Below are 23,174 nucleotides of genomic sequence, written 5' to 3'. Positions count from 1 at the left end.
AGGGGCACCTTCCGCGCGGAAGGTGCCCCTCGTCCGTTCCGGGCCCCAGCGGCTCACCGCCGGGTGCTCCCGGCCGGTCGGCTCAGGTCGCGGCCGGGGTCTGCGCCGGTGCGTCCGAGCGGGTCCGGCCGAGGTCGGCGGTGGGCACCCGGGCGGTTTCCCGGCCCGAGGCCACCGCGATCATGTTCAGCGCGCAGAGCACGGCGGTGAACACCGCGACGTTGATCCAGCCGCCGGCGCCGGAGCCGAGCGCGGCGGCGATGCTCGGCGCGAACCCGGCCAGGGCGAACCCGATCTGGGTGCCGATCGCCATGCCGGACAGCCGGACCCGGGTGCTGAACATCTCGCCGTAGAAGGCGGGCCAGATCCCGTTCGTCGCGCTGTAGACGATGCCGAACAGCAGGATGCCGATGCTGAAGATCAGCGCGTACTGCCCGGCCGAGACGGCCCACAGGTACGCGAACATGAGCACCGCGCAGCCCGCCGAGCCGCCGAGGAACACCGGCTTGCGGCCGATCCGGTCGGCCAGCGACGCCCACAGCGGGATGGCGGCCAGCGCGACCGCGTTGGCCAGCACCCCGACCCACAGGATCGGGGTCCGCTCCAGCCCGACTTCGTTCACCGCGAAGCTCAGCGCGTAGACCGTGAAGATCGTCTGCACGCCGGAGATCAGCGAGGCCACCACGATGCGCAGCACGTCGGCCCAGTGGTCCCGGAACAGGGCGGCCAGCGGGATCCCGGACCGCTCGGTGGAGGTGGCGGCGACCTCGCGCTCGAACACCGGGGTCTCGTCCAGTGTGCGCCGGATGACCAGCCCGGCGATGACCACGAAGGCGCTGAGCCAGAACGGGACCCGCCAGCCCCAGGTCATCAGGTGCTCCTCCGGCAGCGCCGCCACCGGCAGGAACACGGCGGTGGCCAGGATCTGCCCGGCCTGGGTGCCGCTGAGCGTGAAGCTCGTGTAGTAGGCGCGGCGGCGCTCCGGGGCGTGCTCCAGCGACATCGAGTTCGCCCCCGCCTGCTCGCCCGCCGCCGAGAATCCCTGGAGCAGCCGGAGCACCACCAGCAGCACCGGTGCCAGCACCCCCACCTGGTCGTAGGTGGGCAGGCAGCCGACGAGCACCGTGGACAGGCCCATCAGCAGCACGGTGAACACCAGCACCCGTTTGCGGCCCAGGGTGTCGCCGACGTGGCCCAGCACGAAGGCGCCCACCGGCCGCGCCAGGTAGCCGACGCCGAAGCTGGCCAGCGCCAGCAGGGTTCCGGTGGCGGGGGAGGCCTCCGGGAAGAAGAGGTCGTTGAAGACCAGCGCGGCAGCCGTCCCGTAGATGAAGAAGTCGTAGTACTCCAGGGCGCTGCCGACCCACGCCGCCAGCGCCGTGCGGCGCGGCTGCGCGGTGGCGTTCGATCGCTGCGTCACCGATGTGCCTCCAGGAAATCGTGCACCTTCGCCCGACCCGGTGCTAATGAACCACCTAGTTAGTCCTCTAGAGGCTGCGGGTGGGAACCCCCGCTGTCAACACTCATTTCGCAGGCGCTTCGCCGGCCGCGCGGTCGCGGGTCAACGCGCGGTCAAGTGCGCGACGACCAGATCGCCCAGCATGGTTCGGTAGTGCTCGCGGTCCCGGGCGGCGAGCATGTCGCGGCCGAAGATCGCCAGGAAGGTGTGCCGGTTGGCCGTGCGGAACACGCAGAACGCGCTGATCACCATGTGCACGTCCAGGGCGTCGACGTCGGCGCGGAACAGCCCCGCCGTCCGGCCGCGTTCGAGCACGCCGCTGAGCACCTCCAGGGCGGGACCGGCCAGGCCCGGGAGCGCTTCGGACTTCGCCAGGTGTTCGGCGTGGTGGATGTTCTCGATGCTCACCAGGCGCAGGAAGTCGGGGTGCGACTCGTGGTGGTCGAAGGTGGCCTCGGCCAGCCGCCGGATCGCGGCCACCGGCTCCAGCTCGTCGAGGTCCAGGCCGCGCTCGACCTCTCGGATCACCGCGTAGGCGTTCTCCAGCGCGGCGAGGTAGAGCTGCTCCTTGCCGCCGAAGTAGTAGTAGATCATCCGCTTGGTGGTGCTGGTGCGGGCGGCGATCTCGTCCACCCGCGCCCCGGCGTAGCCCTTGTCCGCGAATTCCCGGATGGCCACGTCCAGGATCTCCGCCCGGGTGCGTTCGGCGTCGCGCTTGCGGTCGGGACCTGCGTCGGAGGTCGGTGCGGCCACGGTGGTCTCCCTGTGCTCGGCTCCGCGGTGGGGACACTGTAGTGCAGCGGCTCCTTGCGGATCCGCGACTGCGGCCTACAATTAACTCACCGTTTCGTACATTACCCCCGGGAGAGACGTGGACGCTGCGGACAGCTACCTCATCGGGCTGGTGGGATCGGGCATCGGTCCCTCGCTGAGCCCGCCGCTGCACGAGCGCGAAGCCGCCGAGCTCGGCCTGGCCTACCGCTACACCCGGTGGGACCTCGACGAGCTGGGCAGCGCGCCGGATGAGGTCGGGGACCTGCTCGCCGAAGCGCGGGCCGCCGGGTACCGCGGGCTCAACATCACGCACCCGTGCAAACAGCTCGTGGTCGAGCACCTCGACGAGCTGTCCCCGGACGCCGCCGCCCTCGGTTCGGTGAACACGGTCGTGTTCGAACCGGGACGCGCGATCGGGCACAACACCGACTGGTCCGGCTTCTCCCGCAGCCTCACGCGCGGCCTGCCCGGCGCGCCGTTGGACCGGCTCGTGCTCCTCGGCGCGGGCGGTGCCGGATCGGCGGTCGCCCACGCGTTGCTGTCCCTCGGCGCCGCCGAGCTGACCGTCGTCGACGTCGACGCGGACCGGTCCGCCGCGCTGGCCGACGGGCTGCGCTCCCGGTTCGGCGACGACCGGGTCACCGCCGGGACCGAGCTGACCGCCGCGGTCGCCGCCGCGGACGGGCTGGTGCACGCCACCCCCACCGGGATGGCCGAGCACCCCGGCCTGCCGCTGCCCGCCGAGCTGCTGCGCCCGGACCTGTGGGTCGCCGACGTCGTCTACCGCCCGCTGCGTACCGAGCTGGTCGAGGCCGCGCACGAGCGCGGCTGCCGGGTGCTGCCCGGCGGGGGCATGGCGGTGTTCCAGGCGGCGGACGCGCTGGAGCTGTTCACCGGGGTCCGTCCCGACGCCGAGCGGATGCTGCGGCACTTCGCCGAGCTCGTCGACCCGGTCGCGGGAGGTGCCGGTGCGCGCGCATGACCACCGCAGGGTGATCGCCACCGTCTGCCTGTCCGGCACGCTGGAGGACAAGCTGACCGCCGCCGCGGCGGCCGGGTTCGACGGGGTGGAGCTGTTCGAGAACGACCTGATCGCCTCGGCGATGTTCCCGGAGCAGGTGCGCGAGCGGTGCGCCGAGCTGGGCCTGGGGATCGACCTCTACCAGCCGTTCCGCGACTTCGAAGCGGTCCCGCCGGACGTGCTGGCCGACAACCTGCGCCGCGCCGAGCGCAAGTTCGACGTGATGGAACGCCTCGGCGCGACGACCGTGCTGGTGTGCTCGACGGTCTCGCCGGACGCCGTGGACGACGACGAACTCGCCGCCGAACAGCTCCGAGCCCTGGCCGAGCGCGCCGCCGCGCGCGGGATGCGCGTCGCCTACGAAGCCCTGGCCTGGGGGCGCTTCGTCAACGCCTACGAGCACTCCTGGCGGATCGTGCGCCGCGCCGACCACCCGGCGCTGGGTCTGTGCCTGGACAGCTTCCACGTGCTGTCCCGGGGCGGTGATCCGGCGCTGATCCGCACCATCCCGGCCGACAAGCTGTTCTTCCTCCAGCTCGCCGACGCCCCCGAGCTGGACATGGACGTGCTCCAGTGGAGCAGGCACCACCGGCTGTTCCCCGGGCAGGGCTCGTTCGACCTGCCCGCCTTCACCGCCGCCGTGCTCGACACCGGGTACACCGGTCCGCTGTCGCTGGAGGTGTTCAACGACGTCTTCCGGCAGGCCGACCCCGGTCCGGCGGCGATCGACGCGCGGCGGTCCCTGCACCTGCTGGAGGAGCAACTCGGCGGGACCGGGATCGCCCCCGCACCGGAGCTCACCGGCTACGCCTTCGCCGAGCTGGCCACGGCGGGCGCCCCGGAGTTCGCCGAGGCGCTGGCCGCGCTGGGCTTCGCCAGGACCGGTCGGCACCGGAGCAAACCCGTCGAGCTGTGGCAGCAGGGCGAGGCGCGGGTGCTGCTCAACGCCGCCCCCGCGGCGGAGGCGGCCATCGCCGCGCTGGGCGTGGACACCGCCGACCCCGCGCGCTCGGCCGAGCGCGCCGGGTCCATGCTGGCGCCGATCCTGCCCCGCGAACGGGGCGCCGACGAGGCGGGCCTGTCCTCGGTGGCCGCCCCGGACGGCACCGCGGTGTTCTTCTGCCGCACCGAGGACGGCGGCGGCTGGACGCAGGACTTCCAGGCGGCGGCGGAGGAGGGCGAGGGCATCGGGATCAGCGGCATCGACCACGTCGCCCTGACCCAGCCGTTCGATCACTTCGACGAGGCGGCGCTGTTCTACCGCTCCGTGCTCGGGCTCCGGCCGGGCGCGCTGGTGGAGTACGCCGCGCCGTTCGGCATGGTGCGCAGCCGCAGCGTGCAGGACCGGAGCGGAGCCGTCCGGCTCACCCTCGACGGCGCGCTGGTCCGCCGGGGCCGGTGGGCGCCCGCGGTGCCGCACCCGCAGCACGTGGCCTTCGCCGTGGACGACGCGGTGGCCGCCGCGCGGGCCCTGCGCCGCCGCGGAGCCCCGGTGCTGCCGATCCCGGACAACTACTACGACGACCTCGACGCCCGGTTCGGGCTGGCCCCGGAGCTCCTCGCCGAGCTGCGCGAGAACTCGGTGCTCTACGACCGCGACGACGCCGGTGCCCTGCTGCACGTGTTCACCCGGCTGCTCGGTGGCCGGGTGTACTTCGAGCTGGTCCAGCGCGTCGACGGCTACCGCGGATTCGGCGTGGCCAACGCGCCGGTGCGGATGGCGGCCCACCGCAGGCACCGGGGCTGAACGCCCGGCCGACGTCGCCACCACCCGAACGTGCCGTGAACGAGGGCCACCCTCGCCCGAGCAAGGACCGCTTTCGCCAATGGCCTGCGTGGCGGTGCGGGTGGCGTCACACCCGGACTACGCCGACCTGGTGACCTTCCGGGTCGGCGAACATGCCGATCTCGATCTCGTCGCTGACCTGTTCGGGGCCCATCGTCCGACGGCCGCCGAGCTCTTCGGCGCGGGCCAGCGCGGCTTCTACGTCGGGGACGCCGACGTAGAAGGTGACGTGGCCGGGGTAGTCGGACGGGCCCGCGGCGATGCCGCCGCCGATCCCGGTCCCGTCCTCGGCGGTGTTGCCCTCGCGGGGCACGATGCCGTAGTTCATCGGGTTGTCGGCGTCGACGTCCCAGCCGAACAGCCGCGAGTAGTAGTCGGTCAGCCGCTGCTGGTCCTGGCCGACGATCTCGAAGTGGACCACTGGTCGTCCCATGATGGCTCCTCGATGCGCGGGGTGTCCTCGTCCCCACCGTGCGTCGGCGGCGGTCGGTGCGCCCGGGCCGATGGTCCCGGTCCGCTCACCGGTCCCGCAGCGCTTCCCGGATCCGCTCGCGAAACCAGTCCACCCCGGGTGCGGGCAGCGCGCGCCGGTAGGTGTAGAGGGCCACCTCCACGTCCGGGATGCCCAGCGGCAGGGCGAAGGTCCGCACCGCGGAGGAGCGGGTGAACAGGCCCGCGACCCGGCTGGGCACCGCGGACAGGTGGTGGGTCCGGGCCAGCAGTTCCGGCAGCACCGAGAAGTGCGGCACCCGCACCGCCACGTCGCGGTGGTGGCCGCGCCGCCGCAGCTCCTCGTCGGCGTCGACGTGCCCGGCCGCGGCGTGCACCGCGATGTGCCGCTCGGCGAGGTAGTCGGCCAGCGCCGGGCGGTCGCCGATCCGCGGGTGCCCGGTGGCGCACAGCCCGACGTAGTGCTCCTGGAACAGCGGGTCGCGGCGCAGGTCCGGTGCGTCGATGCGCGGCGTGCAGATCACCGCGTCGGCGGCGCCTTCGCGCAGCGCCCGCGCCGCCCCCGCCACGTCGAGCTGCTGGACCTCGACCGAGCAGCCCGGCGCCCGGCGCTCCAGCTGGGACAGGATCGCGGGCAGCAGGCTGATCTCGCCGAGGTCGGTGGCGCGGATCCGGAACGTCCGGTCCGAGGTCGCCGGGTCGAATTCGGCGACGTCGGCCACGGTCTCGGCGATGACCTCGAGCGCCTGGTGCAGCCGCGGGTACATCCGGTCGGCCGTCCCGGTCGGTTCCAGGCCGCGCGGCGAGCGGACGAACAGCTCGTCGTGGAACTGCCGCCGCAGCCGGCGCAGCGCATGGCTGACCGACGGCTGGGTGAGCACCAGCGCCTCCGCGGTGCGGGTGACGCTGCGGGTCTCGTAGAGCAGCACGAAGGTCTTCAGCAGGTTCAGGTCCACCTCCGCCACGCAGCGAGGATAAGCCCGGTCTATGGGCGGATCAACAGCATTCATTAGGACCATGCGGCCGCCCTACCTAGGGTGACAGGCACCACTCCACCGACGACGCTGACGGAGGCGGGCCTGATGGCCGATGTGCGGGACGTGACCTACGAGCTGTTGCGGGCGCGCGGGCTGACCACCCTGTTCGGCAACCCCGGTTCGAACGAGCTGCCGTTCCTGGCCGGGATGCCCGCGGACTTCCGGTACGTGCTCGGTCTGCACGAGGGCGCCGTGCTGGCGATGGCCGACGGCTACGCCCAGGCCTCCGGGCGTCCGGCGCTGGTCAACCTGCACGCGGCGGCGGGCACCGGCAACGCGCTGGGCGCGCTGACCAACTCGGTGTACTCGCACAGCCCGCTGGTGATCACGGCCGGTCAGCAGGTCAGGTCCACGATCGGCCAGGAGGTCATGCTGGCCAACGTGGAGGCGGCGACGCTGCCCCGACCGCTGGTGAAGTGGAGCTGCGAGCCCGCCAGCGCCCAGGACGTCCCGCGCGCCCTCAGCCAGGCGCTGCACCTCGCCGAACTGCCCGCCAAGGGCCCCGTCTACGTCTCCGTGCCCTACGACGACTGGGCGCACGAGGCGCCGCCGGAGGCCCGGCACCTGCTCGCCCGCCGCACCGCGGCAGCGGGTGCGCTGACCGCCGAGCAGTGCGAGGAGCTGCTCGCCGACCTCGACGGCGCGGCGAACCCGGTGCTGGTGCTGGGCCCCGAGGTGGACGCCGAACGCGCCAACGACGACGCGGTGCGGCTGGCCGAACGGCTGGGCGCCCCGGTCTGGATCGCCCCGTCGCCGTCGCGCTGCCCGTTCCCGACCCGCCACCCGGCCTTCCGGGGCGTGCTGCCCGCCGCCGTGCGGGGCGTCACCGAGGCCCTGCGCGGGCACGACCTGATCCTGGTGGTCGGGGCGCCGGTGTTCCGCTACCACCAGTTCGTGCCCGGCGAGCACCTCCCGGACGGTGCCCGGCTGCTGCACCTGACCGGGGATCCGGGGGAGGCGGCGCGGGCGCCGATGGGGGAGGCGCTGGTGTGCTCGGTCGCCGACGCGCTGGCCCGGCTCGGCGCCGCACCGGGCGGCGCCCGCCGCGCTCCCGACCCGTTGCCGGAACCGCCGCCGGTGCGCGACGGCTCGCCGGTGGACCCGGCCGCGCTGTTCGCGGCGCTGCGCGAGCACGCCCCGCACGACGCCGTCTACGTCAAGGAGTCGACCGCGACGACCGGCGACTTCTGGCGGCAGGTGGACCTGCGGCTGCCGGGCAGCTACTTCTTCCCCGCCTCCGGCGGGCTGGGCTTCGGGCTGCCCGCGGCGGTCGGCGCGCAGCTCGCGCACGACGAGCTGGGCACCGGTCGGCGGGTGATCGGGCTGATCGGCGACGGCTCGGCGAACTACGGGATCACCGCGCTGTGGACGGCCGCGCAGCAGCAGGTGCCGGTGATCTTCGTGGTGCTGAAGAACGGCACCTACGGTGCGCTGCGCTGGTTCGCCGGGGTGCTCGACGCGGTCGGCACCCCGGGGATGGACGTGCCCGGCATCGACTTCGCCGGGATCGCCCGCGGCTACGGCGTGGACGCGACCTCGGTGCGCACCACCGCGGACTTCACCGCCGCGTTCACCCGCGCCCTCGACCAGCGGCGACCGGTGCTCATCGAGGTCGAGACCGAACTCACCGAACCCTGATCCCCCCACGGCAGCGGAGGAACCATGTCCCAGCGGACCGTCACGTCCGTGGTCGGCGGCGCCCGGCTCAACGGATTCCACTTCCGGGTGCTCGGCCTGTGCTCCCTGCTCATGATCGTCGACGGCTACGACATGGTGTCCTACGGCACCGTCATCGCGCACCTGATGGACGAGTGGGGCATGGACCCGGTGACCGCCGGGACGCTCGGCTCGATGGCGCTGGTCGGGATGCTCGTCGGCGGCATGGGCGTGGCGCCGCTGGCCGACCGGTTCGGCAGGCGGCCGGTGATGATCAGCTGCGTCGCGGTGGCCAGCCTGGCGGCGCTGGGCTGCGCGTTCACCACCGGACCGGGGCAGCTCGGGGCGCTGCGGTTCGTCGTCGGCGTCGCGCTCGGCGCCCTGGTGCCGAACTTCAACGCGATGGCGGGCGAGTTCGCGCCCAAGAACTCGCGGGCGCTGTTCGTGACGCTGGTCTCGTCGTTCTACTCGGTCGGCGGCATCGGCGCGGCCGTGTTCGCGATCTACGCGGAACCGGTGTGGACCTGGCGCGGCGTGTTCGTCCTGGCGGGACTGCCGCTGCTGCTGGTCCCGGTGCTGCTGCGCTACCTGCCGGAATCGCCCGAGCACCTGGCGGCCCGCGGCGACCGGGCCCGGCTGCTGGCGGTGCTGCGCCGCATCGATCCGCACGGCGACCACACCGATGTCGTGGTCGAGCCGAAGGCCGCCGCGGGCAAGGCGCCGCTGCGCCGGTTGTTCGCCAGGGGCAACGTGCTCAACAACGCGCTGATCTGGGTCTTCTTCGCGATGTGCATGCTGCTCAGCTACGGGCTCAACACCTGGCTGCCGGAGCTGATGCAGACCGCGGGCTACCCGCTGGGCTCGGCGCTGTGGAACCTCGTGGTGCTCAACCTCGGCGGCATGGTCGGGGCGGTGTTCGGCGGCTGGCTGGCGGACCGGTGGAACTATCGCGGCACCCTGGTGATGTACTTCGGGGCGGCGGCGGTGTCGCTGGTCGGGCTCTCGTTCGAACCGAACGCCGCGGTGCTCAACGCGCTGCTGTTCGTGGCGGGTGCGGCGACCGTCGGCGCGCTGGCGATCATCCACGCCTTCGCCGTGGAATTCTACCCCGCCGGGGTCCGCTCCACCGGCGTGGGTTGGGCCGCGGGCGTGGGTCGCATCGGTGCGATCGGCGGTCCGACGCTGGGCGGCGCGCTGCTCGCCTTGGAGCTGCCCTTCCAGCAGAACTTCATCGCGGTCGCGGTGCCCGGGGTGGTCGGCGCCATCGCGGTGGCCGTCGTGGCCCGGCGGAAGTTCCGGCTCCCGGCGTCCCCGCCCGCCGCCGAGGTGGCGGCGAACTGAAAGCCTGCGCGGGAATCCGCCGCGCCGCTTCGCGGAGCGGGTCGCGGGCAGGCGCTGAGGACGAAGCGAGGGGAAAGCTCGACATGGCATTGCTCGATCCCGCCATCTGGGAGAAGAAGGTGTTCACCGGCCGGTGGAGCGAAGCCGGGGGCGCACCCGTGGAGGTGACCGAACCGGCCACCGGGCGGTCGCTGGGCACTGTGGGCGCCGCGACGTCCGAGGACGTCGCGGCCGCGTGCGCGAGCGCCGCCGCGGCGCAGCGGGAGTGGGCGGCCGCGCCCTTCGACGAACGCGCGGCGGTGCTGCGCCGCGCGGGGCGGCTCTTCGAGGAGCACGCCGAGGAGATCCGCGACTGGCTGGTGCGGGAGGCCGGGTCGATCCGGCCCAAGGCCGAGCTGGAGGTGCGCACGGCGGCCGGGGAGTGCTACGAGGCCGCCGCGCTGCCCTCGCACGGCAGCGGTGACCTGCTGCCCTCGGCCGAGGGCAAGCTGAGCTTCAGCCGCCGGGTCCCGGCCGGCGTGGTCGGGGTGATCGCGCCGTTCAACTTCCCCCTGATCCTGTCGATCCGCGCGGTCGCTCCGGCGCTGGCGCTGGGCAACTCCGTGGTGCTCAAGCCCGATTCCCGCACGGCCGTGTGCGGCGGCGCGGTGCTGGCCGCGATCTTCGAGGCGGCGGGGGTGCCCAGCGGTGCCTTCCAGGTGCTGCCCGGTGGCGCCGACGCGGGCGCGGCGCTGGTGGCCGACCGGCACACCCGGGTCATCGCGTTCACCGGTTCCACCGGCGCGGGCCGCAAGGTCGGCGAAGCCGCCGCGACCCACCTCAAGCGCGCCCACCTGGAGCTGGGCGGCAACAACGCGGTGATCGTGCTGCCCGACGCCGACCTCGACGCCGCCGTCTCGGCCGCTGCCTGGGGCGCTTTCCTGCACCAGGGCCAGATCTGCATGGCGGCGGGCAGGCACCTGGTGCACGAGTCGATCGCTGACGAGTACGTGGCCAAGCTGGCGGCGAAGGCCGAGGGCATGGCCGTCGGCGACCCGCACACCGAGCAGGTCGCCCTCGGGCCGATCATCGACGCCAAGCAGCGCGACAACGTCCACCGGCTGGTCACCGAGAGCGTCGAGTCCGGCGCCCGGGTGGCGGCCGGGGGCGGCTTCGAGGACCTGTTCTACCGGCCCACCGTCCTCGACGGCGTCACCCGGCAGACCCCGGCGTTCCGCGAGGAGGTGTTCGGCCCGGTGGCGCCGGTGATCCGGTACTCCACGGTGGACGAAGCCGTCGAGATCGCCGCCGACACCGAGTACGGGCTGTCGCTGAGCGTGCTCGGCGCCGACGCGATGCGGGCCTGGGCAGTCGCTCAGCGGATCCCCAGCGGACTGGTGCACATCAACGACCAGACCGTCGGGGACATGCCGCACATCCCGTTCGGCGGGGTGAAGGACTCCGGCAACGGCGGCCGGATCGGCACCGCGGCGGCCAACCTCGAGTCGTTCACCGAGACGCAGTGGGTGACCCTCCAAGGATCGATCGAGCGCTACCCGTTCTGAGCTCCTCGGTCCCGTCCCGCTCAGCCCCCGCCTCGCCGCGGGTGCCCACCGGCTCGACGACCGGGCGGCCCGGCCCTCCCGGGGAGGGCCGGGCCGCGACGGATCACAAGTTGAAGAGGATGCTGTTGTCGTAATGCGCGCCGAAGGCGCCGAGCGTGTCGGTGAAGAACCCGCCGGCCTCGGTCAGCTCCGGCGCGGTGTAAGGGGTGGTCTCGTCCACGGTCCTGCCTCCTCGGCGTAGGCGGTGCCGCTCCTGGTTCGCGGCACCTGCCCTGGCCGTCGGCACGATCCCCCGGTGCCTTGACGGCCCGGAGGCGGCCTCACCCGTGTTCCGCGGCTGATCACCCGGCCGGCCCCGGCTCGCGATCCGACGGGGTGGTCGGACCGTGCCCGGAAACGGGACCGCGCGTCCGGCGAGCGTCACTCCACAGGGCGAAAATCACGCACGCACGTCGCGGAACAGCAGGTCCGCGGGCCGTTCGCCCGTCCGGAACCTTGTCGTCGCGCTCCGCGGATCGCTAGCCTCCTCGGTTGTTCCGATCTTGTCGATCGGCTTCGCCGAGCGGTGGGGGAACAGCTCCGGCGCGGGTCCTGCGGCGATCGGGACGGAGCGCGGCGGTGGGGGGAACCAGAGTGGCCATCCGGGTGTTGATCGTCGACGACCAGGTCGTGGTGCGCCGCGGCCTGCGCGCGGTGCTCGACGCCGCACCGGACGTCGTCGTGGTCGGGGAGGCGGGCGACGGCGCCGCAGCGGTGCGGGAGGCGCAGCGGTTGCGCCCCGACGTGATGCTGATGGACGTGCGGATGCCCGGCCTCGGCGGCATCGAGGCGGTCCGCCGGCTGGTGGAGCTGTTCGGCGATGCGGTGCGGATCCTGGTGGTCACCACCTTCGACCTCGACGAGTACGTCTTCGAGAGCCTCCGCGCCGGGGCCCGCGGCTTCGTGCTCAAGGACATCGAACCCGAGGCGCTGGTCACGGCGGTGCGGGCGCTGCACGCGGGGAAGACGGTGCTGGACCCCAGCATCACCGGCCGGGTGACCGAGGAGTTCGTCCGGCTGGCGGCCGGCCAGGGCGTCCCGGTGCCGACTGCCCGTCCCGATCCGCCCGTCGACGAGCTCTCCGCCCGGCAGCGCGAGGTGGTCGCGCTGGTGGCCCGCGGGCGCAGCAACGCCGAGATCGCCGCGCAGCTGCACCTGTCGGAGACCACGGTCAAGACCCACGTCTCCACGGTGCTGGCCAAGTGGGGCCTGCGGGACCGGGTGCAGCTCGTGGTCCGGGCCTTCGAGACGGGCGTGGTGCTGCTCGACCGCGGCGAGGTCTGAGTGCGTCCCGGCGGTGCGGGGACCGCGGCCCACGACGTGCGGGCCGCCTCCGGACCGGGGCGCACCGGTGGTGATGCCGGTTGACGAGCGGGGCCGCCGCGTCGCGGGAGCGGAGCACCACGGCCGGGGTGCGGCGGTGGCCCCCGGGAGCGCTCCGGTTCGCCCCGAGGCACTGGCTGGTGGTCGGGCTGCTCGCCCACGCCGGGCTGGTCGGCGTGCTGCTCGTCCCGCGCGGGATGTGGGGTGCCGCGGCGGTGCTCGCGCTGGCCGAAGCGCTGCCGGTGCTGTGGGCGCGGCGGTACCCGGTGCTCGCGCTGAGCGCCCACCTCGCCGTCAAACCGCTCACCTACCTGTGGCGGATGCCCGTGGGCGAGCTCGCCTGGCTGGTCCTGATCCACTCGGTCGGCCGCTACCGCGGGCCGCGCGTCGCGCTGCCGGTGCTGGCGGGCACCGCACTGCTGGTGCCGGTGCTGCTCGCGGCGTGCTTCCCGGCGCACGCCATCACCACCGGGGTGCTCGTCGGGCTGGTCCAGCTGGTGGCGGCGTGGGCGCTGGGCTTCGGCACCCGGCTCGCCGACGAGCGGGAGCAGCGCGCGCGGCGCGACGGCGAGCGGGAACGGCTGCACCGGTCGCTGGCCGCCGAACGCGCCACCATCGGCGCCGAACTGCACGAGATCGTCGAGAAGCAGGTCCGCCGGATCCTCGCCGGTACGACGGAGCTGCGCCGGGGCCGCCCGCCCGGCGCGGAGCCGCTGCGCGGGTTGCACCAGGAGTGCGGCGCGGCGCTGAGCTCGCTGCGGTGCATGCTCGGCCTGCTGCGCACCGACGTCCCGGACGCACCGGCCCCTCGACCGGAGCGCCGCCGCGTCGAGCGACCGCCGGGCTCGCCGCACGACGACGTGCTGGTGATGCTCGGCGCGGTGGTCACCGCGGTCGTGCTGCACCTGTCGGCCCCGCCGGGCCTGGCCGCCGACGCGCTGGTGATCAGCACCCTGTTCGCGCTGCCGTCCACCCCGCACCTGCCGGACACGGCGATCGGTCTCGCGCTGGTGCTGCTGCAGATCCTCCCGCTGGGCTGGCGAAACCGGTTCCCCGTGACGGCGCTGCTGGTCACCACCGCCGGGGTGGCGCTGGGCCCGGCCGCGGCGGCGAACTCCGTGGTGGGGCACCTCTGCTGGTTCGCGCTGGCCTATTCGGTGGGCGCGCGGGGGCTCCCGAGGTCGGTGCCCGCCGTCGGTGCGGCGGTGCTGGCCTGGATGGCGGGCAGCGCCTTCCTGGCCGGTGCCGCGGACGAGGCCGGCGCGGGCAGCCAGCTCTACGGCGCGCTGCTGGTCGGCGGGCTCGCCGTCGCCGGGAACGTGCACCGGCGGATCCGGGCGGCGCGGCACAGCGCCGAACGCGCCGAGCAGGACCACCGGATCCACGAGGAGCTGCGGCGGGAGCGCAGCCGGCTGGCCTGCGAGGTGCACGACCAGGTCTCGCACCACGTGTCCGGCATGGTGGTGCAGGCCGGGGCGGCGCGGGCGCTGGCCGGGTCCCGGCCGGAAGGCGTCGACGAGGCGCTGCGCGAGATCGAGGACAGCGCGGAGCTGGCGCTGCGGGCGCTGCCGCGCCTGCTCGACGTCCTGGGGCCGGAGCCGACCGGACCGACGCGCCTCGACGGGATCGAGCTCGAACACCTGGTGCGTCCGCTGCGCGACCTCGGGGCGCGGGTCCGCGCGGAACTGGCCGGGGACCCGCGCCGGACCGCGGGCGACCGCGCCGAACTGGGCTGCCGGGTGGTCCAGGAGGCGGTGCGCAACGTGATCCGGCACGCCGGTCCCACCGCCACCCGGGTCCGCGTCGAGCACCACCCGGCGCACCTGCTGGTGGAGGTCGCCGACGCGGGGGCGGTAGCCGGGCACCACCGGGCCGACCCGGGCTGCGGGCAGGGCCTGGCCGGGCTGGGGGAGCGGGTCGAGCTGGTCGGCGGGCGGTTGCGGGCCGGGCCGCGCGGCTCGGGGTGGCGGGTGACCGCACTGCTGCCCCTCCGTTCCGGCTCCTCCGCAGGGAGGAAGCCGGAACCGATCACCGCCGCCGCGGAGCCGGAAATGGTCCTCGGGGACGAGGTTTCCGGCCGCCGTCGTCCCTAATCTGGGAATTGCTTGACGCACAAGGCCTTTCGCTGAGAGGCCGGGTTCATCCGACCGTGGAGGTACCGCCATGTCCGCTCCGGTTCAGGACTTCGATCTCGACGTCGACACCACCTCGTTCGCCGCGCCCGGCGGCGGCGCGTTGTCCGAGGACGGCATCGAGGCCAGGGGCCCGATCACCTTCGGCACCACCTGCTGGGGCACCCCCTGCCCGAGCGCCAACACCGTCTCCTGCTGAGCCGGGCCCGTGCGCGGCGGCCCGGTGATCGCCGCGCGCGGGCCCACCCGCCCCGCCGCCGGTGGGGCGCTCGTCGCACCGGCCCTCCGAGCCGAGGGCCGCTCCTCGATCGTGGAGGTACCGCCATGTCCGCTCCGGTTCAGGACTTCGATCTCGACGTCGACACCACCTCGTTCGCCGCGCCCGGCGGCGGCGCGCTGTCGGCCGACGGCATCGAGGCCAAGGGTGTGCTGACGTTCGGCACCACCTGCTGGGGGACGACCTGCCCGAGCAACAACACCATCTCCTGCTGATCAGCTCGTCCGGCGCTGCAAGCGCGAACCGGCGTGCGGTGGCTCGGGAGGCCGCCGCACGACCGCCGTCCCAGGAGGTGTGCCGTGGTGTTCGGAGGCAGGACCGCGGTGTCGGCGGATCCCACCGGGTGGTGGGCGGCGGCCCCGCCGCTGGGGGTGCTGGAGTACCTCGACCTCGACGACGACCGGCCGGTGCGGCTCAAACGCCGCGCCGCCTTCGCCAGCACGCTGCTGGCCGAGGACCTCGGCTACCGCAGGCTCTGGATCCCGGAGCACCACGGGACCGGGGTGCCGAGCACCAATCCCGCCCTGCTGGCCGCCGTGCTGGCCAGCCACACCACGCGGATCAGGGTCGGCACGGCGGTGAACCTGGCGCGGGTCCGCGACCCGCACCTGGTCGCCGAGGACCTGGTCACCGCCGGGTCCTTCGCCGGGGACCGGCTCGACGTCGGCTTCGGCCGAGGTGACGTGTCCGGTCCGGCCGCCATCGCGCTGGCCGGGCAGCGCAAGGACGACGCCGCGACCGAGGCGGCGATCGGCACCGCGGTGGCCGCGCTGCGCGGCGGTTGCGACTGGATCGACCCGCTGGAGGTGCCCTGCCAGATGTGGATGCACGGCGCCGGGACCCGCTCCGCGGAACTGGCCGCGCGGTGGGAGTTCCACTACTGCCACGCGATGTTCTTCAACCCCGACCTGGACGCGTGCGCCGGCACCCTGGCGCGGTACCGCGCCGGATTCCCCGGCGGCCGCACCGCGGTCGCGGTCGCGGTGGTCGCCAACGACGACGCCCGCACCGCCCGCACCGACGGCCTGCGCGCCGGGATCTCGGTCGGCTGCGCCGGAACCGCGCGGCAGTGCGCCGCGACGATCGAGGCGTTGCTCGACGGCAGCGGCGCCGACGAAGTGGTGCTCACCGAGCTCTCCCGCGACGCCGGGGACCACCACCGCGCGCTGCGGGACATCCACGCCCACGTCGCCGGAGCACGGCGGTCCGCGTGCGGGGGAGGTCCGCGATGAGCCCGCATACCGGCCTGCTGCGGATCGCCGCGCTCAGCGTCGAGGACGCGGCCCGGTTGATCGCCGAGGACCGCATTGACGCCCCGGAGGTGGCCGACGCGATCGCGCTGGCCGCCGGACCGCAGTTGCTCGGCGACGCCGCGCACCGGCCGCGCGCCCGCACCAGCGCGCTGCGCTACATCGCCAGGATGGGCGGCCGGGCGACCCCGTTCGGGCTGTTCGCCGGGACCGCGCCGGTGCGCATCGGGCAGCGCAGGCACCTGGTGCTCGGCGACCGGCACCGGGTGCGCGTGCGGATCGACGTCGCGGCGCTGGAGGCGCTGGTCGGTCGCGCGCTGGCCGAGGCCGACCCGGCGCGGACGCCGTTGCGGGTCAACCCCAGCGCGCGGATCGCCGGGCCGTCCCTGCGCTTCGCCCGCCCCGGCGACGCCACCGCCGAGGTGGTGGAGATGCGGGCCACCCCGCTGCTGCTGGAGGTCCTGGAGCTGCTGGACTGCGGTGCCGCGCCGGGGGAGGAACTCGTCGCCCGGTTGCGGGGCCGCCACCCCGGCCTGCCCACCGCGAAGCTGACCGGGTTCCTCGACGCGGTCGTGGCGGGCGGGCTGCTGGTCCCGGCGGCCGACCTGATCGAACCCGGCGTCGAACCGGCGCGGCGGGCGCTCGACCTGCTGGAGCGGATCGGGGACGCGCCGCGGGCGGCGCTGCTGCGCTCGCTGCTCGCCGAGACCGGTGAGCGTCCCGCGGCGCCCGGGCTGGTCGCGCGCCTCGGCACGGCGTGGCGCACCGCGACCGCGACCGAGCCCGCGCTCGCCGGCATCGCCGCCAACGCCCGGTTCGACGTGCAGTTGCGGACCTGCGCCCCGGCGGCCGAGCTGGACGATGCCACCGCCGAGGACCTGCGCGGTGCCGCACTGCGGCTGGAGGCTGTGGGCGCCGAACCGGGGGCCCGTCGGCCGGTTCCCGGCGCGCTGGACCCCGCCGCCTTCCGCGCCGCGTTCCGGGCCCGCTACGAGGACGCGGAGGTGCCGCTGCTGGAGGCCGTCGACCTCGAATCCGGGGTGCTGCGGACGTGGCAGCGCGGGACCTCGGAGCTGGCCAACGAGGCGGGGGTGGTGGCCGAAGCAGCACCTGAGGCGCCGGACCTGCCCGCGACCCCGTTGCGGGTGCTGGAGCGCTGGATGCGCGACGGTGGGGACGTCGACATCGCCGATCTCCCGCCGGTCGAGCGCCCCCGGTCCCGCGCGGTGCTCGCACTGCTGCTCGACGACGCGCGCGGCCCGTTCCACAGCGTGCTGGTCGGCGCGGTCGGCCGGTCCCCGCACGCGCTGTCGGCCCGCTTCGCGATGGACCGCCCCGAGCTCGCCGACGCCCTGCGACGCGAAATCCCGGGCAGCGAAGACCCGGGCGGCGAAGTCCCGGGTGCCGCGAGCGAACCGATCCGCGCCGAACTGGTGCACCACGGCGGTGGCCGGATCGGCAACGTGCTGATCCGGCCCAGGCTGCTGGCCGACGCGATCGCGCTGGGCGGGGCCGCGGGCGGCACCCTCCGGCCGGACCGGCTGCTGCTGCGGTTGCGCGGGGACGAGTTCCTGCTGCGCGACTCGGTCACCGGGCGGCCGGTCGTGGTGGAGCTCAACAGCGCGCACAACGTGGACCTCCACGGGCTCGACCCGCTCTACGCCGTGCTCGGCCACCTGGCCTCCGACGGCGGCGCGGGGTGGTCGTGGGGACCGCTGGCCCGGCTGCCGCACCTGCCGCGGGTGGTGTGCGGGCGGGTGATCGTCGCCCCCGAGCAGTGGCGGCTGCGCGGCGAGGAGATCCGGGAGGTGCTCACCGCGGGCGATCCGGCCGGGCGGCTGCGCAAGCTGCTGCGCGGGGCGGAGGACCGGCGCTGGGTCGGTACCGGCAGCCACGACCACGTGTTGCCGATCGACCTGGACTCCTCCCGCTCGGTGCTCGCCGCGCTGAGCCGGGACGGCGCCGCCGAACACCTCCGGCTCGTCGAACTGCCGCAGGTCGAGACGCCCGCCGTCACCGGCCCGACCGGCGGGCACGTCGCGGAGGCGGTGGTGCCGCTGGGGCCCGTCCACCGCACCGCCCGGTCCGAAGTGGACATCGCCGCGCCGGCGGCCGCGCGCGCGGCGAACTGGGTGTACTTCCAGTACTTCGCCGGGCAGGCCGCCTCGGACGAGATCGTCGACCGCGCCGCCGCGCTCGCCGAGGAGCTGCGCGGGCAGGGCCTGGTCGGGAACTGGTTCTTCCTGCGGTACCAGGACGACGGCTACCACGTCCGGGTCCGGATGCGGGCGACCTCGCCAGCCGCCCGGCCGAGCGTGCTCACCGCGATGGACGCGTTCGGGCGGCGGCTGCGCGCCACCGGACTCGCCACCCGGGCGGTGCTGCGCGACTACGTCCCGGAGATCGCCCGCTACGGCGGGGAGACCGGGCTCCCGCTCGCCGAATCGCTGTTCACCGCCTCCAGCGAACGGGCGGTGGCGCTGCTGGCCCGGGGCCGCGACGAGGAGGGCCGGTTGTTCCGCACCGTCGCCGACGTCCTGCACTGGACCGGCGCGTTGTTCCCCGACCCGGACCGGCGGCTGGAGTTCCTGCGCCGCTGCCAGGGCGGGCTCGGGGTGGCGTTCACCCCCACCGGAAATCGGCACGGCAAGTTCGCCCGCGCGCACGGCGCCCGGCTCGAGGAGCTGCTCGCCGGAACCTGCCCCGACGAACGGGTCGACGCGGCGCTGTCCCGGCTGGCCGACTCGGTGCGCGAGCGGTTGCCCGAACGGCGCGCGTGGTCGGTGTTCGGCTCGGCGCTGCACCTGCACTGCAACCGGATGTTCGCCTTCGACGCGGTCCGGCTCGAATACCTGGCCCACGAGCTGGCGATCCGCGCGGTGCGCCGGCGCAACGCCTTGGACGGCAACACATCCGGAGAGCGAGGCGCGGCGGTATGACGGCGGTCGTGGTGGCGGAACAGGTGCGGTTGGCGCGGCGGTTGCACGCCGACGCCGCAGCGCAGGTGGCGGAGCGGCCCACGTTCCCGCTGCTGCTCGACCAGGCGCTGACGGCGATGGAGTTCACCGCGGCGCTGGGCGAGGACGTCGACGCGCGCACCCCGTTCCGGGAGGCGATGGCCGCGCTGCGCGCCGGGACCGACGTGGGGCCGTGGCTTTACCGGGGCGCCGCGCAGGCCGGCTGGGTCGCGATCCAGCTCGCCCGGTCCCGGGGTGCCACCGCCACCGGGCTCGGGCCGATCGACGACGCGGTGCTGGGCTGGCTGGAGGCGTTCCCCGCCGAGCACGATCTCGACCTGCCGATGGGCGCCCTCGGGCTCGGCGTCTACGGGCTCGTGCACCCCGATCCGGCGGTCCGCGACCGGATCACCGCCGGGGTGCTGGACGTGGTCGAGGACCGCACCGAACGGGACGACGCCGGTCGGTACTTCCGGCTGTCCGACTCCCCGGCGCGCCGCGCCGACGGCTCCGCCGGATCGCGCATCCTCGGCGCGGCGCACGGGGCGGCCGGGCTGGTGTCCTACCTCGCTTCGGCCGCGCTGACCGGAGGCGCCCCCGGTCCCCGGGCCCGGTGGCTGCTCGACGAGGCGCGGAGGTGGCTGGTGGGCCACCGCGCCGATGTCGGCGGCACGGTCTTCCCGCACCGCGTCGAGACCCGCTACGTCCCGTCCCGGGCGACTTGGTGCACCGGCGACCCGGGCATCGGGCTGGCGTTGTCGGTGGCCGCCGAGGCGACCGGGGACGCCGGGACCGCGGCGCTGGCCGAGGAAGTCGGCCGCCGGACGCTGGCCCGCGCCCCGCAGGACTGCGGCGTGCTCGACGGCTGCCTGTGCCACGGTGCCGCCGCGCTGTGCTGGTACGGGCGGCGGCTCCGCGACGACCACGGCGCCGACGCGGAGAGGTTCACCGCCCGCTGGGCCGGTTGGCTCGCCGAGGCGCGCGCCGAGGGGCCGCTGACCTACTTCAGCCCGGACGGCATGGTGCGCAACGCCTCGTTCCTGGAGGGCGACGCGGGCGTGGCGCTGGCCCTGCTGCACGCCGCCACCGGTGGTTCCCCGAGCTGGCAGCAACTGCTGCTGGCCGCGCCGGTCCGGTAGCCGGGTGCGCACGACCCGGGCGGCCCGGCTGGCCGCGCGCGCTCCGGTGACGGCGGTGCTCCCACCGCGTGCCGGGCCGGTGCCGCGGCTGCGCGCACCGGGGTTCCGATCACCGGGGTTCGGATCACCGGGCGCGACCGGGTACGCGCCATCCGCTGTGGACCTGCGCGCGCGTGCCGACCCGCGCGCCGGTGGGGAGCACCGGCTCGGGAGAGCCCACGCGATCGACCCGATCGCGAGGTTCCACGACGCGACCACCGGGCAGGTCCCGTTGGAGGCGTCGACGTGCGCGAGCCCGGGTGCTGCGGCGGGATCGGCCCGGTGCCGCAGGAATGCCACCTGCGTACCGGCACGGTCGCGGACGACGTCCGCCGCGGACGCCCGGAGGCCGACCGCGCGGAGGTGCAGGCGGCGGTGCGCGCGATCGGCGCGCTACCGACCCTCGCCGCACCGCCCGGCGGTTCGGCTACGAGGTGGGGGAGCGGGGGCGACGGCTGGCCGCGGGGCAACGGCAGCTCGTCGCACCGGCGCGGGTCGAGCTCGTCGATCCGGGCGTGCTGCTGGACGAGCCGACGGCCGCGCCGGACCCGCTGAGCGAGGCGGTGGTGCTGGCCGCCGCCGAGCGGGTGTCCCGCTCCCGCACCACCTTCGTCGTCGCGCACCGGCCGGGCGCGGCGGAGCGCATCGCGGTGCTCGACGGGGGCCGACCCGTCGCGCACCGGGAGCTCGGCGCGGCCGGGCACGCCGTGCGGCGGTGGCACCACGCCCGGGGCAACCAGGTCACCACGCGACCGGCAGGCGGTACACGCCGTAGATCGACATGCCGTGCCGCATCGGCAGCGCGGTGACCGGTTCGGCCAGGCGCAGCTCCGGGAACCGGCGCAGCAGCGCGGTGTAGCCGATCCGCAGCTCCAGGCGGGCCAGCTGGTGCCCGAGGCAGTGGTGCGCCCCGTGGCCGAAGGCGAAGTGCCCGCCGGACGGCGTCCGCAGGTCGAGCGCCTCGGGATTCCGGAACCGGGCCGGGTCGCGGTTGGCGGCGGGCAGCGACAGCACCACCGCCTCGCCCGCGGCGATCCGCGCGCCGCCGAAGTCGAAGTCCTCCAGCGCCACCCGCATCGCGCCGAACTGCATGATCGTCAGGTAGCGCAGCAGCTCCTCGACCGCGTCGTCGGCCAGCGCCGGTTCGGCGCGCAGCGCCGCGAGCTGGTCGGGGTGGGCCAGCAGCGCCAGCACGCCCAGCGCGAGCATGTTCGCCGTGGTCTCGTGACCGGCCACGAGCAGCAGGAAGGCCATCGCGGTGAGCTCGGCGTCGGTGAGGTCGCCGTCCCGGACCAGGTCGCCGAGCAGGTGGTCCCCGGGTTCGCGGCGGGTGCGCGCGACGAGCTCGCCGAGGTAGGCGTTGAGCTCGGACAGCGCGGCACCGACCTGGTCGGGCCCGGCGGTGAGGTCCAGCGCGGTGGCCGTGCTCCGCTGGAAGAGCTCCCGGTCGGGGTAGGGCACGCCGAGCAGTTCGCAGATCACCAGCGACGGGACCGGCACCGCGAAGCCCGGCACCAGGTCGGCGGGCGGGCCGTGGTCGGCCACGGCGTCGAGGTGCTCCTGGGTGATGCGCTCGATCCGCGGTGCCAGCAGCTCCATCCGGCGCGGGGTGAACTGCGCCTGCAGCATCCGGCGGTACCGGGTGTGCTCCGGCGGGTCCATCCGGACGAAGAAGCCCGGCGCGGCGGCCGGGGGTGCGGGCTGTCCCGGCGGCATGGTCCGGATGTCCTGGCGCGCACTGAACCGCGGGTCCAGCAGCGCCGCGCGCACCTGCTCGTGCCCGGTGACCAACCAACCCGCGGTGCCGTCGGGGAACGACAGCGGGGCCACCGGGGTGCGGGCGCGCAGCGCGCCCAGCTCCGCCGGCGGGTCGAACGGGCCGCTGCGGGTGGTGGGCAGCGGCACTCGGGAGGTGGTCACGGCCGGATCTCCTCGCCATCGCGGGCGGCCGCGGCCAGCGCGGACACCACCGTCGTGTGGTAGCAGGTGCGGAACACGTAGGAGGTGGCGCCGAGGCCGGAGCGCTCGGTCAGCACCGCCTCGCTGAACGGGGGCCCGGGCAGCGTCCCGCGCTCGTGCTGGGCCGCGAGCAACCAGCGCCAGCCCTCGGCGGTCGCCGCGGCACCGCCCGCTTCCGTCAGCGCGGCGCACAGCAGCAGCTCGGCGAGCAGGTCGACGTGGCCCTCGCGCCGGTAGCGCTCCACCAGCGCGAGGACGAGCTGCCCGGTGCGGCGGCGGGCGCCCTCGTCGGCGAGCGGGACCGGGGCGCGGCCGAAATCCGTGGCGTAGAACAGCACGTGGGTGATCTCGTAGGCGGTCTCGTCGTCGACCAGCGCGGGGTCGCGGTCGGCGATCCCGCAGCGCGCGAACAGGTCCGGGACCGCGGGCAACCGGCAGTCCACCGCGCAGAGGTCGAGGGCGTAGCGCAGTTCGAGCTGCCATGCCGGGAAGTCGCGCCACGGCGCCCGCGCGTCCCACGGCTCGCCGCGCCGGAGCACCCGGGTGATCTCCGCGCGCCACCAGGGCACCGGCCGACCCAGCCGGTGCAGCAGGCCGACGAGCCACGCGTGGTAGGTGAACTGCTCGTCCGCGGCGCGCAGGCCGTCGAGGAAGGCCGGGTCGGCGACCACCTCCTCGGCCAGATCCGCCGCCGCCGCGGTGAAGTCCCGGTGCCGCGGCCCCAGCGACCGGCACAGCAGCAGCAGTTCCAGCGCGGTGGTGCCGGGGAAGTCGCGCGGCGGGAAGTGGGCGTCCCAGGTGGCGGGCCGGAACCAGTCGAGGTGCTCGGTCAGCCAGCCGATCGAGCGGTCCAGCAGTGCGGTCGTCCCGCTGCCCGGCGATGTCGTCCCCCGCACCAGCATCCCCCTTCCCCCTTGTTTTTTCGGCACTTCCCCGGCGGAACTTGATCGATCCGCGCCGACGCCGTGCGCCGAGATGGCGTTAGGTCAAA

At 74.8% G+C, this 23,174-nt stretch carries 19 protein-coding genes; 13 read left to right on the top strand and 6 right to left on the bottom strand.

Annotated elements, in window-relative coordinates; translation table 11 throughout:
* Positions 1–82 precede the first annotated feature (82 nt).
* Positions 83–1,420, bottom strand: a complete 1,338-nt coding sequence (locus ACQP0T_RS15355) for an MFS transporter (protein ID WP_433868684.1) — start codon at positions 1,418–1,420, stop codon at positions 83–85.
* A gap of 141 nt (positions 1,421–1,561) precedes the next feature.
* Complete coding sequence (locus tag ACQP0T_RS15350) at positions 1,562–2,212, bottom strand: TetR/AcrR family transcriptional regulator (protein ID WP_433868683.1); 651 nt, start codon at positions 2,210–2,212, stop codon at positions 1,562–1,564.
* A 118-nt stretch (positions 2,213–2,330) separates the two neighbouring features.
* Here ACQP0T_RS15350 and ACQP0T_RS15345 point away from each other — a divergent pair, with 118 nt between their 5' ends.
* Both ACQP0T_RS15345 and ACQP0T_RS15340 read left to right on the top strand, forming a co-directional pair.
* Positions 2,331–3,215 carry a shikimate dehydrogenase gene (locus ACQP0T_RS15345; RefSeq protein ID WP_433868682.1) on the top strand — a complete coding sequence of 295 codons (885 nt, stop codon included), beginning with the start codon at positions 2,331–2,333 and terminating at the stop codon, positions 3,213–3,215.
* Positions 3,202–5,001 carry a TIM barrel protein gene (locus ACQP0T_RS15340; protein ID WP_433868681.1) on the top strand — a complete coding sequence of 600 codons (1,800 nt, stop codon included), beginning with the start codon at positions 3,202–3,204 and terminating at the stop codon, positions 4,999–5,001. The genes ACQP0T_RS15345 and ACQP0T_RS15340 overlap by 14 nt, the downstream gene beginning before the upstream one ends.
* 106 nt (positions 5,002–5,107) lie before the next feature.
* Here the strand turns inward: ACQP0T_RS15340 and ACQP0T_RS15335 are convergent, their stop codons facing one another.
* Both ACQP0T_RS15335 and ACQP0T_RS15330 read right to left on the bottom strand, forming a co-directional pair.
* The gene (locus ACQP0T_RS15335) at positions 5,108–5,473 is read right to left on the bottom strand and encodes a VOC family protein (RefSeq protein WP_433868680.1); all 366 of its coding nucleotides are present in this window, start codon (positions 5,471–5,473) and stop codon (positions 5,108–5,110) included.
* A gap of 85 nt (positions 5,474–5,558) precedes the next feature.
* Entirely contained in the window at positions 5,559–6,455 is an 897-nt protein-coding gene (locus ACQP0T_RS15330; protein ID WP_433868679.1) for a LysR family transcriptional regulator, read from the bottom strand.
* A gap of 117 nt (positions 6,456–6,572) precedes the next feature.
* On the opposite strand from ACQP0T_RS15330, the gene mdlC reads away from it, so the two are divergent.
* From mdlC to ACQP0T_RS15275, 11 genes are all read left to right on the top strand, one after another.
* Positions 6,573–8,165: a benzoylformate decarboxylase gene (mdlC, locus tag ACQP0T_RS15325; RefSeq protein WP_433868678.1), complete on the top strand. Its 1,593-nt coding sequence runs from the start codon at positions 6,573–6,575 to the stop codon at positions 8,163–8,165.
* A gap of 24 nt (positions 8,166–8,189) precedes the next feature.
* Positions 8,190–9,524, top strand: coding sequence for an MFS transporter (locus ACQP0T_RS15320; RefSeq protein ID WP_433868677.1), 1,335 nt, complete (start codon positions 8,190–8,192; stop codon positions 9,522–9,524).
* 83 nt (positions 9,525–9,607) lie between these two features.
* Positions 9,608–11,068: a benzaldehyde dehydrogenase gene (locus ACQP0T_RS15315; RefSeq protein WP_433868676.1), complete on the top strand. Its 1,461-nt coding sequence runs from the start codon at positions 9,608–9,610 to the stop codon at positions 11,066–11,068.
* A gap of 618 nt (positions 11,069–11,686) precedes the next feature.
* Entirely contained in the window at positions 11,687–12,391 is a 705-nt protein-coding gene (locus ACQP0T_RS15310; RefSeq protein ID WP_433868675.1) for a response regulator, read from the top strand.
* Between the two features lie 80 nt (positions 12,392–12,471).
* Complete coding sequence (locus ACQP0T_RS15305; protein WP_433868674.1) at positions 12,472–14,523, top strand: sensor histidine kinase; 2,052 nt, start codon at positions 12,472–12,474, stop codon at positions 14,521–14,523.
* A 70-nt stretch (positions 14,524–14,593) separates the two neighbouring features.
* The gene (locus tag ACQP0T_RS15300; protein WP_345365834.1) at positions 14,594–14,761 is read left to right on the top strand and encodes a hypothetical protein; all 168 of its coding nucleotides are present in this window, start codon (positions 14,594–14,596) and stop codon (positions 14,759–14,761) included.
* A gap of 125 nt (positions 14,762–14,886) precedes the next feature.
* Complete coding sequence (locus ACQP0T_RS15295) at positions 14,887–15,054, top strand: hypothetical protein (protein ID WP_345365836.1); 168 nt, start codon at positions 14,887–14,889, stop codon at positions 15,052–15,054.
* A gap of 87 nt (positions 15,055–15,141) precedes the next feature.
* The gene (locus ACQP0T_RS15290) at positions 15,142–16,071 is read left to right on the top strand and encodes an LLM class flavin-dependent oxidoreductase (protein WP_433868673.1); all 930 of its coding nucleotides are present in this window, start codon (positions 15,142–15,144) and stop codon (positions 16,069–16,071) included.
* On the top strand, positions 16,068–19,028 hold the full coding sequence (locus ACQP0T_RS15285; protein WP_433868672.1) for a thiopeptide-type bacteriocin biosynthesis protein: 2,961 nt from the start codon (positions 16,068–16,070) through the stop codon (positions 19,026–19,028). Before ACQP0T_RS15290 ends, ACQP0T_RS15285 begins: the two co-directional genes overlap by 4 nt.
* On the top strand, positions 19,025–20,185 hold the full coding sequence (locus ACQP0T_RS15280) for a lanthionine synthetase LanC family protein (RefSeq protein ID WP_433868671.1): 1,161 nt from the start codon (positions 19,025–19,027) through the stop codon (positions 20,183–20,185). The genes ACQP0T_RS15285 and ACQP0T_RS15280 overlap by 4 nt, the downstream gene beginning before the upstream one ends.
* Before the next feature lie 473 nt (positions 20,186–20,658).
* Positions 20,659–21,033, top strand: a complete 375-nt coding sequence (locus ACQP0T_RS15275) for a hypothetical protein (RefSeq protein WP_433868670.1) — start codon at positions 20,659–20,661, stop codon at positions 21,031–21,033.
* Here ACQP0T_RS15275 and ACQP0T_RS15270 read toward each other — a convergent pair.
* Positions 20,966–22,144 (bottom strand): cytochrome P450, encoded by a 1,179-nt coding sequence (locus ACQP0T_RS15270; RefSeq protein ID WP_433868669.1) that lies wholly within the window; start codon positions 22,142–22,144, stop codon positions 20,966–20,968. The two genes, ACQP0T_RS15275 and ACQP0T_RS15270, sit on opposite strands and share 68 nt — an antisense overlap.
* On the bottom strand, positions 22,141–23,085 hold the full coding sequence (locus ACQP0T_RS15265; protein ID WP_433868668.1) for a DUF6895 family protein: 945 nt from the start codon (positions 23,083–23,085) through the stop codon (positions 22,141–22,143). The genes ACQP0T_RS15270 and ACQP0T_RS15265 overlap by 4 nt, the downstream gene beginning before the upstream one ends.
* Positions 23,086–23,174 lie beyond the last annotated feature (89 nt).

Source organism: Saccharopolyspora sp. CA-218241, assembly GCF_050954615.1.
Classification (GTDB): domain Bacteria; phylum Actinomycetota; class Actinomycetes; order Mycobacteriales; family Pseudonocardiaceae; genus Saccharopolyspora; species Saccharopolyspora cebuensis.
Note: the sequence above shows the minus strand (reverse complement) of the source record. Positions and strands in the feature narration are given on the sequence as shown.

Coding starts and splice junctions, on each gene's coding strand:
- ACQP0T_RS15295 (WP_345365836.1), top strand. CDS start 14,887: ATGTCCGCTCCGGTTCAGGACTTCGATCTCGACGTCGACACCACCTCG.
- ACQP0T_RS15320 (WP_433868677.1), top strand. CDS start 8,190: ATGTCCCAGCGGACCGTCACGTCCGTGGTCGGCGGCGCCCGGCTCAAC.
- ACQP0T_RS15300 (WP_345365834.1), top strand. CDS start 14,594: ATGTCCGCTCCGGTTCAGGACTTCGATCTCGACGTCGACACCACCTCG.
- ACQP0T_RS15335 (WP_433868680.1), bottom strand. CDS start 5,473: ATGGGACGACCAGTGGTCCACTTCGAGATCGTCGGCCAGGACCAGCAG.
- ACQP0T_RS15285 (WP_433868672.1), top strand. CDS start 16,068: ATGAGCCCGCATACCGGCCTGCTGCGGATCGCCGCGCTCAGCGTCGAG.
- ACQP0T_RS15265 (WP_433868668.1), bottom strand. CDS start 23,085: ATGCTGGTGCGGGGGACGACATCGCCGGGCAGCGGGACGACCGCACTG.
- mdlC (WP_433868678.1), top strand. CDS start 6,573: ATGGCCGATGTGCGGGACGTGACCTACGAGCTGTTGCGGGCGCGCGGG.
- ACQP0T_RS15280 (WP_433868671.1), top strand. CDS start 19,025: ATGACGGCGGTCGTGGTGGCGGAACAGGTGCGGTTGGCGCGGCGGTTG.
- ACQP0T_RS15315 (WP_433868676.1), top strand. CDS start 9,608: ATGGCATTGCTCGATCCCGCCATCTGGGAGAAGAAGGTGTTCACCGGC.